The 15,501-nt window shown below is 43.3% G+C and carries 12 protein-coding genes; 9 read left to right on the forward strand and 3 right to left on the reverse strand.

Features of this window, described 5'->3' with window-relative positions; genetic code table 11:
• Positions 1–56: 56 nt before the first annotated feature.
• The 4 genes from V7K30_RS21380 (at position 57) to V7K30_RS21395 (ending at position 4,311) form a co-directional block, all read left to right on the forward strand.
• Positions 57–632 carry a 5-formyltetrahydrofolate cyclo-ligase gene (locus V7K30_RS21380; protein ID WP_335002665.1) on the forward strand — a complete coding sequence of 192 codons (576 nt, stop codon included), beginning with the start codon at positions 57–59 and terminating at the stop codon, positions 630–632.
• 112 nt (positions 633–744) lie between these two features.
• Positions 745–921, forward strand: coding sequence for a hypothetical protein (locus tag V7K30_RS21385; protein ID WP_335002666.1), 177 nt, complete (start codon positions 745–747; stop codon positions 919–921).
• 60 nt (positions 922–981) lie between these two features.
• A complete protein-coding gene (locus V7K30_RS21390; RefSeq protein ID WP_335002667.1) occupies positions 982–3,081 on the forward strand; it encodes a RecQ family ATP-dependent DNA helicase in 2,100 nt (699 codons plus the stop codon).
• A gap of 6 nt (positions 3,082–3,087) precedes the next feature.
• Entirely contained in the window at positions 3,088–4,311 is a 1,224-nt protein-coding gene (locus V7K30_RS21395; protein WP_335002669.1) for a DNA-processing protein DprA, read from the forward strand.
• Between the two features lie 261 nt (positions 4,312–4,572).
• Here the strand turns inward: V7K30_RS21395 and V7K30_RS21400 are convergent, their stop codons facing one another.
• A complete protein-coding gene (locus tag V7K30_RS21400) occupies positions 4,573–4,698 on the reverse strand; it encodes a hypothetical protein (RefSeq protein ID WP_335002671.1) in 126 nt (41 codons plus the stop codon).
• A gap of 298 nt (positions 4,699–4,996) precedes the next feature.
• Here V7K30_RS21400 and V7K30_RS21405 point away from each other — a divergent pair, with 298 nt between their 5' ends.
• Entirely contained in the window at positions 4,997–5,833 is an 837-nt protein-coding gene (locus tag V7K30_RS21405) for a carbohydrate ABC transporter permease (RefSeq protein WP_334944988.1), read from the forward strand.
• A 52-nt stretch (positions 5,834–5,885) separates the two neighbouring features.
• On the opposite strand, the gene V7K30_RS21410 is transcribed toward V7K30_RS21405, so the two are convergent.
• Both V7K30_RS21410 and V7K30_RS21415 read right to left on the reverse strand, forming a co-directional pair.
• Positions 5,886–6,539 (reverse strand): sugar transferase, encoded by a 654-nt coding sequence (locus V7K30_RS21410; protein ID WP_335002673.1) that lies wholly within the window; start codon positions 6,537–6,539, stop codon positions 5,886–5,888.
• A gap of 344 nt (positions 6,540–6,883) precedes the next feature.
• Positions 6,884–10,969, reverse strand: coding sequence for a hypothetical protein (locus V7K30_RS21415; RefSeq protein WP_335002675.1), 4,086 nt, complete (start codon positions 10,967–10,969; stop codon positions 6,884–6,886).
• Positions 10,970–11,525: 556 nt separating this feature from the next.
• On the opposite strand from V7K30_RS21415, the gene V7K30_RS21420 reads away from it, so the two are divergent.
• The 4 genes from V7K30_RS21420 to V7K30_RS21435 all read left to right on the forward strand — a co-directional run bounded on the left by V7K30_RS21420 (position 11,526) and on the right by V7K30_RS21435 (position 15,464).
• Positions 11,526–12,227 (forward strand): Crp/Fnr family transcriptional regulator, encoded by a 702-nt coding sequence (locus V7K30_RS21420; protein WP_179065484.1) that lies wholly within the window; start codon positions 11,526–11,528, stop codon positions 12,225–12,227.
• Between the two features lie 216 nt (positions 12,228–12,443).
• Entirely contained in the window at positions 12,444–13,184 is a 741-nt protein-coding gene (locus tag V7K30_RS21425) for a DUF2232 domain-containing protein (RefSeq protein WP_335002677.1), read from the forward strand.
• 70 nt (positions 13,185–13,254) lie between these two features.
• Complete coding sequence (gene cobT, locus V7K30_RS21430; RefSeq protein ID WP_335002678.1) at positions 13,255–14,454, forward strand: nicotinate mononucleotide-dependent phosphoribosyltransferase CobT; 1,200 nt, start codon at positions 13,255–13,257, stop codon at positions 14,452–14,454.
• Positions 14,455–14,885: 431 nt separating this feature from the next.
• Positions 14,886–15,464 carry a PEP-CTERM sorting domain-containing protein gene (locus tag V7K30_RS21435; RefSeq protein ID WP_335002680.1) on the forward strand — a complete coding sequence of 193 codons (579 nt, stop codon included), beginning with the start codon at positions 14,886–14,888 and terminating at the stop codon, positions 15,462–15,464.
• Positions 15,465–15,501: the final 37 nt, after the last annotated feature.

A 15,501-nucleotide genomic window follows, 5' to 3' on the forward strand; every position in this document is an offset into this window, starting at 1 on the left:
GTAGAGTACTTAAGCTGGGTAATGCCCAGCTTATTTATTTGACGCTATAAATTTTTATGGACAAAGTTAATTATCAACTAAATAAAGCAGAACTACGCCGCACTTTACTCAAAACACGTCAATCAATGTCCGTTGGAGAGTGGAGAGAAAAAAGCGATCGCATTTGCTCTGATTTACAAAACTCTACTTTGTTTACCCAAGCAAAAACAATACTTGCTTATTTCAGCTTTCGCCAAGAACCTGATCTCAGTCCACTATTTACAGACAGCAAATACCGTTGGGGATTTCCTCGCTGCGTTGATAAATCCCTATATTGGCATATTTGGACACCTGAAGATTCTGTCCAAAGTGGCGCTTATGGCATTACTGAACCACATCCCGACGCTCCAATCTTAGATGCTGCCGAAGTAGATTTGATTCTCGTCCCCAGTGTAGCTTGTGACTATCAAGGATATCGTTTGGGTTATGGCGGCGGATATTACGATCGCTTGCTCAGTTTACCGCAGTGGCAGACAAAGCCGACTATCGGAATTGTCTTTGATTTTGCCTATTTGTCCCAAATACCGATTGAACTTTGGGATAAACCACTACAAGCTGTTTCTACAGAAACCGGATTGACTCAGAAAGGCTGAAGGATTCAGGATAATGAATGAAGACAATGAACTAACTGAAAAACTGAATAATAAGCTGCTGTACCTTTAATTTGCATAAAATGGAAATTGGAAAAATATTATATCTACTGCCATGCCTGCTAAATATTTTCTCACACCTAGTCAACAAGAAAATATACAACTTGCCATCAGAGAAAGTGCAGACAAGCATCTACGGGAACGAGCATTAATGCTGTTGTTGATGAATGACGGCAAGATATACCAAGAGATTAGCATTTTTTTAGGTTATGCATACAGAAGCGTAGCATAATAACTAATACTGGTTGTCTTTTATGTTACAACAGAAACGATAATTCGTTACTTAGTATATATGACAACTAGTATTCACGAACAGGGATTATTGCTTCTGCGTCAAGCGCTTGATAACTCTACAGCTGACTTTCGCTCTGGACAATGGGAAGCGATTGAAGAGTTACTCCAGCAGCGATCGCGTTTACTCGTTGTTCAACGCACTGGTTGGGGAAAAAGTCTAGTTTATTTTTTAGCAACTCGCTTGCTACGAGATCAAGGTGCTGGTTGTACTCTTTTGATTTCTCCACTATTGGCTTTGATGCGAAACCAAATTGCAGCAGCCCAACGCATTGGTGTAAAAGCCAAAACAATTAACTCCAGCAATAGAGATGAAGGGCAATTAGTAGGAACACAGTTGCTAGCAGGAGAAGTAGATATTCTGCTAATTTCTCCCGAAAGACTAGCTGATGAAGAATTTCGGGAAAAAATTCTTTTACCAGTGTCTCAACGTATAGGTTTATTTGTTGTTGATGAAGCCCATTGTATCTCCGATTGGGGACATGATTTTCGCCCTGATTATCGCCGGATTGTGAGAATTTTACAGGCACTTCCCCAAAACATCCCAGTATTAGCAACAACTGCTACAGCTAACAATCGAGTTGTAAATGATATAGTCGCTCAATTGGGATCAACTCTGCGTGTTTCCAGAGGAAATTTAACCAGACAAAGTTTGCATTTACAAAATATTTCTATCCCTAGTCCAGCAGCACGAATGGCATGGTTAGCTCAACACCTTCCGAACTTACCAGGAAGTGGGATTATTTACACCTTAACTGTTAGAGATGCTGAAAGAGTTGCCGATTGGTTAAAAACTCAAAACATTAATGCTAAAGCATACCATAGTAAGTTAGATAACGAAGTTCGTATAGTATTGGAAGACGAGCTTTTAAATAATGAAATTAAGGCATTAGTAGCAACTACAGCATTAGGAATGGGTTTTGATAAACCAGATTTAGGATTTGTCATTCATTACCAACGTCCTGGCTCGGTTGTCCATTATTATCAACAAGTGGGACGAGCAGGTAGAGCAGTAGAAAAAGCCTATGGAATTCTTCTCAGTGGAGATGAAGATCATGATATCACTAACTTCTTCATCAATACAGCTTTTCCCCCAGAGATACATACGCAACAGATTTTAAATGCACTTAACGAAGCTGTAGACGGTTTTTCCATTCCGCAATTGGAGCAGCAACTCAATCTGTCACGAGGACAAATTGAGAAAGTTTTAAAACTGCTTTCGCTGGAATTTACTGCACCTGTAACTAAGCAAAATTCAAAATGGTATCTGACCCCAGTTTCTTATCAGCCTGACACTGAAAAAATTGAAAAGCTCACACAAATTCGTCGTCAAGAACAAGCTAGAATGTTACAATATATGCAAAGTCAAGAATGCTTGATGAGTTTTCTAGCGGCAGAATTAGACGATCCTCATCCTACAGCTTGCGGTAAATGTGCTGTGTGTTTGAATAGACCATTATTACCAGAAACTTGCTCAATCGAACTTGTAAATAAAGCAATTCAATATTTACGTCGCAGCGACCAAATCATTGAAGAACGCAAAAAATGGCCACCAGAAGCATTGCCCAATTATGACTTTTCAGGCAATATTCAAAATAATTTACGAGCAGAAGAAGGAAGGGCATTATCTTTATGGGGTGATGCAGGTTGGGGAGAATTAGTCAAGCAGGGTAAATATCAAGATAATCATTTTGATGATGCACTCGTGCAAGGTGTTATTGACATGATTCAACGTTGGAAACCACAACCCTTTCCGACTTGGATAACTTGTGTTCCCTCATTGAATCGTCCAGAACTTGTACCAAACTTTACTCAACAACTGGCAGAAAAATTAGGCTTGCCGTTCATGCCAATTGTGCGGAAAGTTCACCAAACTGAATTGCAGAAAAAGATGAACAATAGTTACCAACAAGCTCATAATTTGGATGGGGTTTTTGCCGTTGACTCTGGGAAAGGAATCAGTGGTTCTGTTTTCTTGGTTGATGATATAGTTGATTCCCGTTGGACTTTTACTGTAGTTGCAGCACTTTTGCGTCGTGCTAACAGTGGAGTAGTTTTTCCTGTGGCATTAGCACTCAATTCATTCGGTCAAGGGGATTAGAAAATCATGTTCAATCATGTCCTGCAACCAGATACTCAAGCAATTTTGCTGTTGTGTGCCAGCTTTGGGCAAAATCGTCAAATTCAGCCACAACCTCTGACTCTGAGTGAATATAATTCTTTAACAGACTGGTTGCGGGAAAACCAGATGCGCCCAGCAGATTTACTAGAATCTACAGCCAAAGAACAGTTAGAAAAAATTACTCTTAATAAGCTTAACCCTGAAAGGCTTTCAGCTTTATTAGAACGGGGTATGATGCTAAGTTTGGCTGTTGAGAAATGGACTAATCAGGGATTGTGGGTGCTGGGAAGAAGTGACATAAACTATCCTAAACGGCTTAAGCAAAGACTGAGACATTCAGCACCAGCAATTCTCTATGGTGTTGGCAATATCGAACTGCTATCTCTAGGAGGATTAGCAATTATCGGTTCTCGTGATGTCGATGATGAGATACTTGGCTACACGCGAAGAGTTGCACAAAACAGCGCTGTACAAGACATGCAAGTGATTTCCGGTGGGGCACGTGGAGTAGATCAAGCAGCAATGCTAGGCGTGTTGGACGCAGGAGGAACATCTGTCGGTGTACTGGCGGATAGTTTGACTAAAGCGGCAGTAAACAGCAAGTATCGCTCTAGTATTCAAGAGGGTAGACTTACTTTAGTTTCTAGTTACGACCCTGAGGCTGGTTTCAATACTGGTAATGCAATGGGGCGAAACAAATATATTTATGCTTTAGCGGATTATGCCCTTGTAGTCAGTTCTTCTTTCGGTGAAGGCGGTACTTGGGCGGGTGCAGTGGAAGCGCTTTCCCGACTTCAAGATATCCCAGTTTTTGTACGGTTGGAAGGGGTTGTGTCAGAAGGTAATCAGCAACTGCACAATCAAGGTGCAAAATCTTTTCCGGCTGAACCCTGCAACGATTCATTGAGAGAACTTTTGACAAAAGCGGCTTCTTGGATTGAACCGATACAGATTAAGGTAGAAACAACAACTCAAGAGACTATTTTGGATATTCATCCACAAGATATTTATCAAGCTATTTTACCTTTTATTCTCAATCATTTACAGCAACCGAAAGATGCAAAATCTCTGGCGGAATGTCTGGATGTCAGACCATCTCAAATGCAGGATTGGTTAAACAAGGCTGTGAGTGAAGGGAAGGTCAGAAAAATTAACAGACCAGTCGCTTATATAGTCAATAAACCAGCAACTCAACTTTCTTTATTATGATAGTGTCACAGAGGGTACTTTTGTTTTAGTGAGAGATTAGAGGGAATTCTGAGTATTCAAAATCTCAAGTATATAAGAAAATATACACGAATTTAGTCATTCGTGGAATAGGCGATTGAAAGTGCTTCTACCTCTGCCATGAGCTATTGGCAGAGGTAGAAATTTACTCGTGAGTGCAGACACAGGTCTATGAAGAAGCGCCAGCTTCAGATACAGTAGCCCTTACATCTGGTTTGACTTCCTTTGCTTTTTTCTCAAAAATTAGAATTCTGGCATCAAGGACTTCAAAGCCGTTAAAAGTTCGTTGACCAAGCTTGCCCGATACAGCCCCAGCCCAGTCTGCAAATTCCGAGGCGCTAGTTTCAGCCTTCCGCCAGCTTTTTGCATTAACTTGAGCGATAAAGACTATGCCGTTCTGGTCAGTGTTCTGGGCGGTTTCTGTCTAGAACGAAATAGCCCTGAGTGAAGATACTACATAAATTGTAGGGCTTACAACCATTGGCAGAGCAACAATTTCTACTTTAAAAATGAATCGTCTGCAATTGATTCGTGTGCGAAAAATGTGGGTGAGAATGGGTGAACATCCACCAAATATTTGAGCAAGTGCAAAATCTGAAAAGCAAGTTGTAGTCTTATAAAGTAAGCTGTCATAAATATTTACAAAACTCGGAAAGTTATTAATCAAATGCTGAATTGGAAAAAATCACGATCGCAAATTCTGCTAATGTATGCGCTATTGGGAGCGATCGCACTGGTGATGCTCTTTCCTTTACTGTGGCTAATTAGTACATCCTTAAAATCGCCTACGGAAAATATTTTTCAGTCGCCGCCACAGTTATTGCCCAGTCAACCGACACTAAATAACTTCTCTAGTGTCTGGAACTCTCTACCTTTTGGACAATACCTATATAACAGTACTTTAGTGTCAGTGCTGACTGTGGGGTTAAATCTGCTGTTTTGCGCTTTAGCTGCCTATCCGTTGGCAAGATTGTCCTTTGTAGGGCGAGACTGGATTTTTGTGGCGATTGTCTCCACGATTATGATTCCCTTCCAAATCGTGATGATTCCCCTGTATATTTTGACAGTCCAGTTGGGTTTGACAAATAGTTATTTAGGGATGATTTTTCCGAGTTTAGCTTCTGCCTTTGGTATTTTTCTGTTGCGCCAAGCTTTCATGAGTGTCCCCAAAGAGATAGAAGAAGCCGCCCGAATGGATGGCAGTTCGGAGTTAGGTTTGTGGTGGCATATCATGTTACCAGCAGTTCGCCCAGCACTGGTAACTTTAGCTATTTTTGTATTCATTGGTGCTTGGAGTGACTTTTTGTGGCCTTTAATTGTCATCCAAGACGAAAATTTATACACTCTTCCCTTGGGAGTCGCAAAGCTAGCAGGGACATTTTCCCTTGACTGGCGGTTGGTAGCTGCTGGTTCAGTGATTGCGATCGCCCCAGTATTATTACTATTTTTATTTTTACAACGTTACATTGTACCCACAGAAACTGGTAGCGGCGTCAAGGGTTAAAAATCTCTCTCCCAATGCCCAATGCTCCATGCCCAATGCCCAATGCCCCAATTCAATAAGCACCAGTCTTTTTCAATACTACCCAGATAGTTTTAGCAATCAGACTCAGGTCATAAGTTACAGACCACTTGCGTTGATAATCTATATCCATCTTGACAATGGTTTCAAAGTCTGTGATGCTGGAACGACCATTCGCCTGCCATTCTCCGGTAATCCCTGGTTTAACTAGCAATCTGTCCCAGTGGTGTGGATCGTAATGCGTAACTTCATCAAGAGTAGGTGGACGAGTACCAACTAAACTCATTTCCCCTAACAAAACATTCCAAAATTGGGGTAATTCGTCCAAGCTAGTACGCCGCAAAAATTTACCCACAGGAGTAATGCGAGGATCGTCAACAGATTTAAAGATGTGACCTTTGGCTTGGTTTTCAACCAAATGCTTAAGTTTATCGGCATCGACGATCATAGAACGGAATTTCCACATGCGGAAAGTTTTTCCGTTCAAACCACAGCGAATTTGGGAATAAAATATTGGACTTGGCTCATGAATAAAGGTAGCAATTGCTACGGGAATTGCTACCATAAATGTAATAATCAGCCCCACAATAGCTCCAACAATGTCAATTAATCGTTTTCTCACGCTTAAAGTTGACGGGTGTAAAGGCTGTTGCGAACAATTAACTGAATAAAGATAAAGATTATTCACAAGGGCTAACTTATTTTATAACAGGAATTTTTGTATCAGTAGTGTAGACATGGACATGATTATTAGGCGATTTTTACTGCTTCTGTCGCTCCTACCGAGTGTTAATATACACAAATTACAACCAATAGAATAACCGAAAACTCAAAATTTACAGAATCTTTCAATTAAGATGGTAGATTATAAATTTACAGTATTTTTCTCTATCAAATAAAAAAGATATATGGTACACATCCAAAAAATTACTGTCCTGAAGTACTAGTAGTGCTTTGTAAAATTCCAAATGCTTACCTCATAAGCATTTGGAATTTTGAGTAGTATCTTATTTCTAGCGTAATGTACTAGTCTCAATGATGAACCTCTAAGGCAAAATTCACCGTATATGGTTCCTCCAGTGATTGCTGATTACTAGCCTTGATCGCATCAAGATAGCGACGCAAAGACAACAGTTGTTGCGAATTGGGACGATAAGTGAGACTCCCTTGTTTTTCAAAAAGTGGTGCCGTGGCGATCGCCTGATAGTCGGGATTTTCTTGCGAACTCTGGGTGAGCCAGGCTGAGTCTGTAACTGAAGGAATCAAGCCCGAAGGCAGTTCACCTTCCAAAAAAGCTAGCAACCGTTGCTGACAAGTGCGAGTATTGATCCCACGACCCTCAAATAACTGGATAACTTCACCGAAAGATAAAGGTCGATCTGGTAGCAGCCGCAGCAATTCTGTAAATAGGAAATAATCAGTGTATTGTTGCCTGGGTATATCTAAAATCTGGGGATGCAAAGGCAGCATCGCCAAACCATAAGCAACCCGACTGCAATTAGGAGCGCCGTTTTCGCCGAGATATAAATCTTGAATAATTTTAGCGTTGGGGAGTTTTTGCCGTAGCCAGCGATTCACCGTCCCGATACAAGCCACCCCACCAGTCAGGATAGCTTGATTAATTGCTTCTGTAGGGATACCACGAGCTACCAATAATTTATTGAGTTCACGGTTCAGGCGGCGCACAAAGGGGATAAATACCTGGCTTTCTAAGTCTCGTCGCTGCAAAATCCACTGCTGATCGGCTAATTCCAGGGTAAAAGAGTCTTGGTGTTGCAAAATCAGCTTTAGGGCTAGTGCCGCATCTAATACCGCCTGTCCCAGCAGAGAACTTTCTAGACGCTGCTGGAGGCGAATTCGAGCGGTGATATCTGGTTCTCCGACTCTGGGTAGTTCTAATTCTTCCAATCCTAAACTCTGCCAACGCATTTGGTCTAAACCAGGGATTGAGGGTTGCCATTGCCAAGGATTACTGGTAATAGTTTTGCGTTGGCGTAGCCCGCCGAAGGCATCGCTTGGTGTTTCTGGGCGTGATTGCCGAGATTTAGGTGGCAATAACAGCTGACAGATAATATCTTGTTCAATTCCCTTGCCAGCATAGGCAAAACTGTGGAGCATGAAATCATTGTATGTCAATTGCAGCAATGTTTCTGGGATATCGACCAGCAACATTTCTGTGGCAGTTGTCCCAATGTTAATCACCAGGGTGTTGCCAACAAGGGGATGTTCGCTGGTCTTTGCCGGATGAGAACCTTGAGATCCGCTTAATTTTACTTGCTCACCGTTAGCAGCATCGAGTTCCGGGAGTAGACTAGCGATCGCTTCTTCCACAAAAAAGACTTGCTGCGGATGTTGGATAAGTTTGCTGGTGAGTAAAGCTTCCCGCACATTGAAGCGGTATTGTTCCGACCAACTAGATGGACAGGTGCAAATAACACCAGCAATATTATTGATAATCTTCGGAAAATCTTCTTCGCTGATCCCAACAGCAGCAGCCGTTAAACTAGGAGTGGTACTTGTTTGATCCGATTTGAGGGTTAAGAGTAGTTTAGAGAGCGATCGCACAACCCAAATCAAAGGGCCTGCCGAAAATTCATTTAATTGCAAAACAGGTTCCCATTTCTGGCGTTCACTCTTGTAGGGAATGGCTACTTGTAAATAGGGCTTTAACTGCGCCGAGTAGAGATTATTTGTCGTCGGATCTGCTGTTGATCTCGATGTTGCAGGAGTGGTAGGCGAGTGGTCAGGCACTTTATCTTGGGCAACAGCCGCAGGTGCTGTCTGCTCATGTGTTTCGATACTTTCATTTTCACCGTGAGGTACAGAAGCTGTAGGTAGATAAACCTCTGTTGGTAAACGAAATGATTGCTGAAAAGAACTTGTTCCCTGCGGATTTTCTGCTGACCAGTAGATAGGATGTACAATAAAAGTCGAGCGATTTAATAATGCGGCAGAAATTCCTGTTGTACCTAAATCAATTCCTAAATACCAGACTGATTCTAGAACATTAAGCGAAAGTTCTGGATTGTTGATGGAGTTGGAAATTGAAGGTAAAGAACTATCTTGAACAGGAGTTGTGACTTCCTTGTTTTGTTCAGTTTCAACCTGGGAAACTGCCAAACTGGAGAAAGCAGCAGTTGAGGTGTTTTCTGTTGTTTGGAGATTTTCTGTTTGCGGCTCAGGGAAAGTTGTGGGGATTGTGTCTTGAGTTTGATCAAGTAGTTCCGAGAAAATATCTAAGTTGTTAGCTGGCTGCGACTCAGAATTTAGCTGCTGATCAAAATTAGCCAAATCCCGATCTAATTGCTGCAACTGTTCTTCATCTAAAGAAATATCAGGTACAACTGGAGCCTGGTTTGACTCAATAGAAAGCAAGTTTTCTTGTGGCGAAGCAGTAATGTAGTTATCTAAAGACAGTTCTGACTGCTGATCGTTAATTAATACTTGCGATGTGGCGATCGTCGCAATTTCTGCTACTTCTGGAGTAACGGGTACTGTAGTTGTGGGATTATCCACAGAGGATGATACTTCCAGCAGTTGCTGTTCACTAGTTGTATCAACTTCCAGCAGTTGCTGCTCACTACCTGTATCAGGCAATAGGTCAGTTAGGGTATTAATTGTATCAACACTAGCTGGCTGAGTATCGAGTTGCACCGGTAAACTATCTGTTGGTGGTGTAGAGAAGCTAAGAGGCGAGTCTAGGTCAGTATCCTCTTCAAAAAATAGTTCTTCCTCTGGCTCTGATGATGAATCTGTGGTTTCTACTAAAGTCTCTTGGGTTGAAAGACCGATATCTGGTGTCACAACCGCAGAATCCACAGTTGCCGGGACAGGTGGGGCCTCAGCGATGTTCAACGGTGATGGTGAGGTCGTGGAAGCAGATAAGTCATTTGTGGCAACATCAAGGCTTGGATTCTTAAGATTACCAGCACCAAACAAACTGGCGTAAAGTTGGTCTACTTCATCACCAATTAACGCAGAAATATCTTGCGGTAATTTGGTCGGGGTTTCAGAAGATTCAGACGAGTTTAAACCAAGCTGCAACAGCGCTGCATCTAAATCCTCTGTGAGGGTAGTCTCCTGTGGCTCAGAATTAATTGTGAGTGAAGATGAAGTTTCTGGCTCTATAAGCTCAAAGGGTTGGGGCGCAACTTCAGCAGTGATCTCGGCTGGGTCAGGCAATGATGGTGGTGGATCAGATTCTACCCCCAAGAAAGATGACTGGGAACTAGGGGATTCTTGCTGCAAATGCTGGGTCAAATTGTTGAGAAAGCTGGCCATCAGCTGTTCGCCTTGCATCCCCTTGCTATGCATTCTTGCCAGTGCTTGCGACAGGGATTCATAATAAGTATTAATGTTGCGCTGTAGTGCCTCAAAGACTACATTCACCGTTCCATCTAGTGATAATAGGCGTTGATCCAACTCCCTCGCCAGATGTGTTAACTGCTCCACACGGTCTGGGGATTCTAACAAAGGTTGAGTTGCAGAGGTTGTGTGATTAATTCCTCCTGAAGAACTAGCGGAATTTTCCCCCCCCTGTGTTAGAAGTGGTGTTAAAGTTGGCACAAGACGACTCATGAGTACCTGTAAAAACTCGGTAATCATCTGCTCCTGATTTGTCAACTGCTGCGCTAAGGAATAGTTTTGCAATCGCCTTTGCTCTAGCTGCCGAATTTCCTGTATGAGAGTGGCTCGCTCTTGCAAGAGCAATTCTAATTCCGATCGCAATGGTTGAATCAATCTCGAAAATTCATTTTTTAATTGTCTTGCTCCAACAGTATTCTCTTCCTGGCTGGATTCGAGCGGCGGTAGTGGATATTGGTTATAACCTTGATCAATAGATTTTGTGAACAAAGGCGATGGCTCCGCCAACGCCTGCCGTAGGATGCCCGAAGGGCTGTAGGGCGAACGCGGTTCTTCAGAAAACTGATTTGGGATGCCGCTCTCTAATGCTTCTTTTTCTTGTAACTTCACCAAAAAGTCGCGAACTCGTTCTAAAACTTCTTTAGGTTCTTGCGCCTGACCAGAAAGAAATCTAGACAGGCGCTTGCCACCGTTGGCAAGTAAGTTGTCAATGTCTGCGATCAGCTTTTGAATTTCATCTGTACTGGAAGTCACTTTTATCACCTTACTTAGAAATGTATATCAACTAATGTGACAATTACTTTACAATCACCGTACCCCTGCTCAAAAGCCAAGCTACGCGCAGCGTCGGCCATCGGAGAAGTTTTGAGTGGCAAAAGCCGCTGTTTGGACTTGTGACTGTCATTATGTTATGGATTACTGGGAGTCGTGGCAATCTTCAGTCAGGGTTTGTTTAAGAAGTTTAGTTTTGCAGCTCATTGGTTGCCTATTTTTGAAAATCGCTAAAATACCTGAGCAATAATTTACTCCCTTTAGTATCATTGATGTTGTTTGCCTATATTCTTAACTAATCAAGTTTGCAGTGCAGCTAGCCCCTAAGCAATACTTCCGCCGGCTATAAACTACTTTTTGCAAAACTTTTACCCCGTTTAAACTTATAGGTAAAGATGGTTTAGAAAAACGTTCTTGTCGCGTTCTTATGTAGGATAGTTTAGTTTTCTCTTTAAAAGGGAGCTGTGCCTTGATGGCTTAGGCTAAAAATGGCGCTCTTGTTTGTTGTGTATATAGAAGCTTGAATAAAAATGTTGTAATGGAAGACCGATATAGCTTGCAAGCACAGGCTAATCCCTGGATGATCACCTCGGCTCCCTTTTTTCAAGGGTTGCCAGAAACTGCTGTGGAATCAGCCCTCATCCATCTTGTCACCCGCACTCACCCAGCCAATCAGGTGATTCTGCTGGAAAATGACTGGGGCGGTTCTGTGTATTTTATTATGGACGGATGGGTAAAAATTCGCACCTACAATCTGGAAGGAAAAGAGGTAACGCTGAATATTCTTGGCAAAGGGGAATTGTTTGGTGAAATGGCGGCCTTAGATGAAGTACCTCGATCCACAGATGTGATTACCTTGGCCCCGACGGTAATTGGCAGTATGCCTGCTCAGGATTTTGTCAAGTTGCTTCAGATAGAACCCTTGGCGGGAGTTCGATTGGCGCAACTAATGGCACGACGTTTGCGGCAAGTAAATCGCCGATTGCGGTTGCGGGAATCTGATAGCCAGTCACGGGTAGCAGATACGTTGCTATTTTTGGCAGAAGGACAGGGAAAAAAAGGGCAAACAGGAACCGAAATCCCCAATTTACCTCATCGGGAATTGAGTAGTTTGAGCGGACTGGCGCGGGAAACTGTGACACGAGTCTTGACAAGGCTAGAAAAAAAAGGGTTGATTAAACGGGATCAAGACACTATTTGTATTCCCGATTTGTCAGCCTTGGAAAGAATGATAGTCTAACAGGTCGCGCCCAGGATTTCCCAACTTCTCTACAAGACGCTACGCGAACAGATGGCAGCTTGTTGGCGAGGAATGGGCGCTCCGGGACTGGGTACTGGGTAATGGGGAAAAAATTATGAGTAAGATTTGGTTGGGGTATGAATCCACATACTCATCTTCCCAATCCCCAGTTCCTAGTCCCCAATCCCTAATCCCCAGTTTAAGAACTTGTCAGATATGAGTATTTTAGATTCTCTGCCAGATGAGCCGGAGGAAGATCCATCTCCTGAATCTCCAACTCCCCACAATCATTGGTTAGACAAAGAACAGCAGTTAATGCCTCCTCAACTCAAGGCTGATGCGCCTTTGAGGATGGTGGAAACGGCATTTTTAGCCAGTACTGCTAGCTTAATTTGGTTTATTAATTTCTACTTTCCGTTGGGCCCAGTTTTGCGGATATTTTTTCCGGTGCCGATCGCTCTAGTTTATCTGCGTTGGGGCAAACGTGCGGCATGGATGGCAGCACTCACCTCCGGGTTATTGCTGACGGTACTGATGGGGCCAGCCCGCAGTTTGCTGTTTGTCATGCCCTACGGGTTCATGGGCGTGCTTTTGGGAGCGACATGGTATCGTCGTCGTGTTCCCTGGATTGTTTCTATCACCTTGGGTACGCTGTTGGGTACTTTGGGAGTTTTTTTTAGGCTGTGGTTGCTGTCTGTTTTGTCGGGTGAAGACCTGTGGATTTATGTGATTACCCAGGTGACTGAGTTCATTGAGTGGCTATTTTTGAAGCTGAGTTTGTTGGCCAGTCCCAGTGTATTTTTGATTCAAGTAGGAGCGATCGCTCTAATTGTACTCAATAACTTTATCTACCTTTTTGTGGTACACCTGGCAGCATGGTTGCTTTTTGACCGCCTGGGCAACCCCATTCCCCGTCCACCACGCTGGGTACAAGTCCTCATGGATTATGAAGGATAGTTATTTGTCATTTGTCCTTGATTAAATAATGAGTCCTAACTAATCACCAATGCCCCATGCCCAATGCCCAATGCCCAATTCCCAAATTCGTATTTATACCCAAAAAGAACAAGGTGAAGAATGGCTACGACGGCATCGTGGTTGTCTACCCGTATTTGCCTGTGTTTTAGGATTTACTGAAACTGGTTTAATTCCAGGGATTTCAGCGGCTGGTCGCACTCCAGAGGATCGAAAATATACTGCTTGTGCCGATGCCGAGTTTTTGTATTACGGCCCAGAACATAAAGCCCAATATCCCCTACCACCATTAGCGGCTGGGGCTTCGCCTGTGCTGATTTCTCGCGCTGTCTTTGAGTCACTAAAGATACCAGTTCATTTGTTTAATGCTGGTTTACCCCAGCCTCCTGCTGTACCAGTAATTGATTTGGGTGGCACTCCTGCTAAGTGTTTAAGTGGAGGTACTGCTATGGAAATCACCACGGTACACCACTTGTTTGAACAAGGGCTACTTTGGGGAGAACGCCTTGCTGCCAATATCCAACAGGGGTATCTGATTATCGGTGAGTGCGTCGTTGGAGGCACTACAACTGCCCTGGCAATTTTAACTGGTTTGGGTATAGATGCTGCCGGAAAAGTTAATAGTAGCCACCCTGTTTGTAACCACGCGCAAAAGTGGGCACTAGTGCAAGCGGGGCTAGAGAAGATGAGAAGGAGCAGGGGGCAGGGAGCAGGGGGCAAGGAGCAGGGGGAGAAAAACTTCCAATCTCGAATCCAAAATTCCGTAGATCCTCTAAAACTCGTCGCCGCCGTGGGTGATCCCATGCAAGTGGTGGTAGCTGGGATGGCGATCGCTGCTAGTCGTAATTGTGGTGTAATGCTAGCTGGTGGGACGCAAATGCTGGCGGTTTATGCGCTGATCAGTGCGATCGCTCAAGCTTACGCCTTATCATGGCAACCAGAAGCAGTAGTTGTAGGCACAACCCGCTGGGTGGCAGAAGATCCTACTGGCGCTACAGTTGACTTAGCCCTCAGCTTAGGAAAAGGTAGCTTAACTCAGAGTGGAGGAACCCCTCCCCTATTAGCAACTCATCTGAGCTTTGCTGATTCTCGCTATCCCCAACTGAGAGCTTATGAGCAAGGCTTTGTGAAAGAAGGTATGGGTGCTGGAGCAGCTTGCATAGCCGCCCATCTGAGCCAAGATTGGCAGCAACACGAACTTTTGGCAGCCATTGAAGCCCAACTTGAACGCCTAAGTACAGCATTTCATTAATTTGTAGCGAATTAAATTTGGGAAGGCTCTGCGCTCTCATCGAAATTATAATATTATGTCCGGTCAAAGAGTTATCATTTAGACCGCAGGGGGCAGGGAGCAGGGAGCAGGGGGAAAGAGGCTTTTACGATTTTTGCACAGATCCGGTAATCATAAGTGATTAACCGGACTTGATATAAGCGGAGGTTTTCTGCGATCGTACTTCTTTCTGCGTTTAAAAACGCTACAATTTTACGCAAAGCTGTACTTAGCCAAATCAACAGTTAATAACCTAATCGTCATTCAAATCGCTTCTGCGTGTCTCCCGAACTTTTGATCTTAGGAAGCCAGAAGCTTCTAACTTCTGTGTGTGTCTGTGCGTTAGAGCGTCTTTCTAGCAATTTGAACTATGCAACTTTGTTTACCTTCTTGTTTTTCAGGAGAATTATCGGATGAAATTTGTCAAAAAGCTTGGTATTGCTACCGCTAGTACTGTTATAAGTATCACTGGTGTTGGTGCATGTTCTACGGCACAAGCTGTACAGCTATTTGATTTTCAGTACTCTTTTCCTAGTTATGAAGCAAATGATACAGCGATTTCCGCTAGCGGCAGCCTTACTACCACCGATCTAGATCCCATAAAAAACAATTACACAATTACAGGAATAACTGGGACAAGAACAGTCAAAGGAATTACCGAAACAATCATTGGGCTGCTCTCACCAGGTACATACGGAATCAATGACAATCTGTTGAATGCGAGTCCGCCGCTGTTAACCCAGAACGGTTTTTCTTACCTGGTTTCTGGAAGCGGGGAAGATGGAAATGGCAACGTTAACGTATTATACAGTAGTTTCAATGAAGGTTATTCAGAGCTTTCAAGCGATGTAGATTATGGCAGCTTTAGTGTGATACCACGTCCTGTTCCCGAACCCTACACAGTAGGTGGCTCGTTAGTTGCTCTTGGTTTTGGCTGGTGGACAAAGCGAAAACAAGTATTAGCTTCCCAGAAGCATGACAAAGAGTTTTAACCTTAACTGAACCGTATTGTGGTATTTGGGACTTCTA

This window comes from Nostoc sp. (assembly GCF_036917655.1).
Classification (GTDB): domain Bacteria; phylum Cyanobacteriota; class Cyanobacteriia; order Cyanobacteriales; family Nostocaceae; genus Nostoc.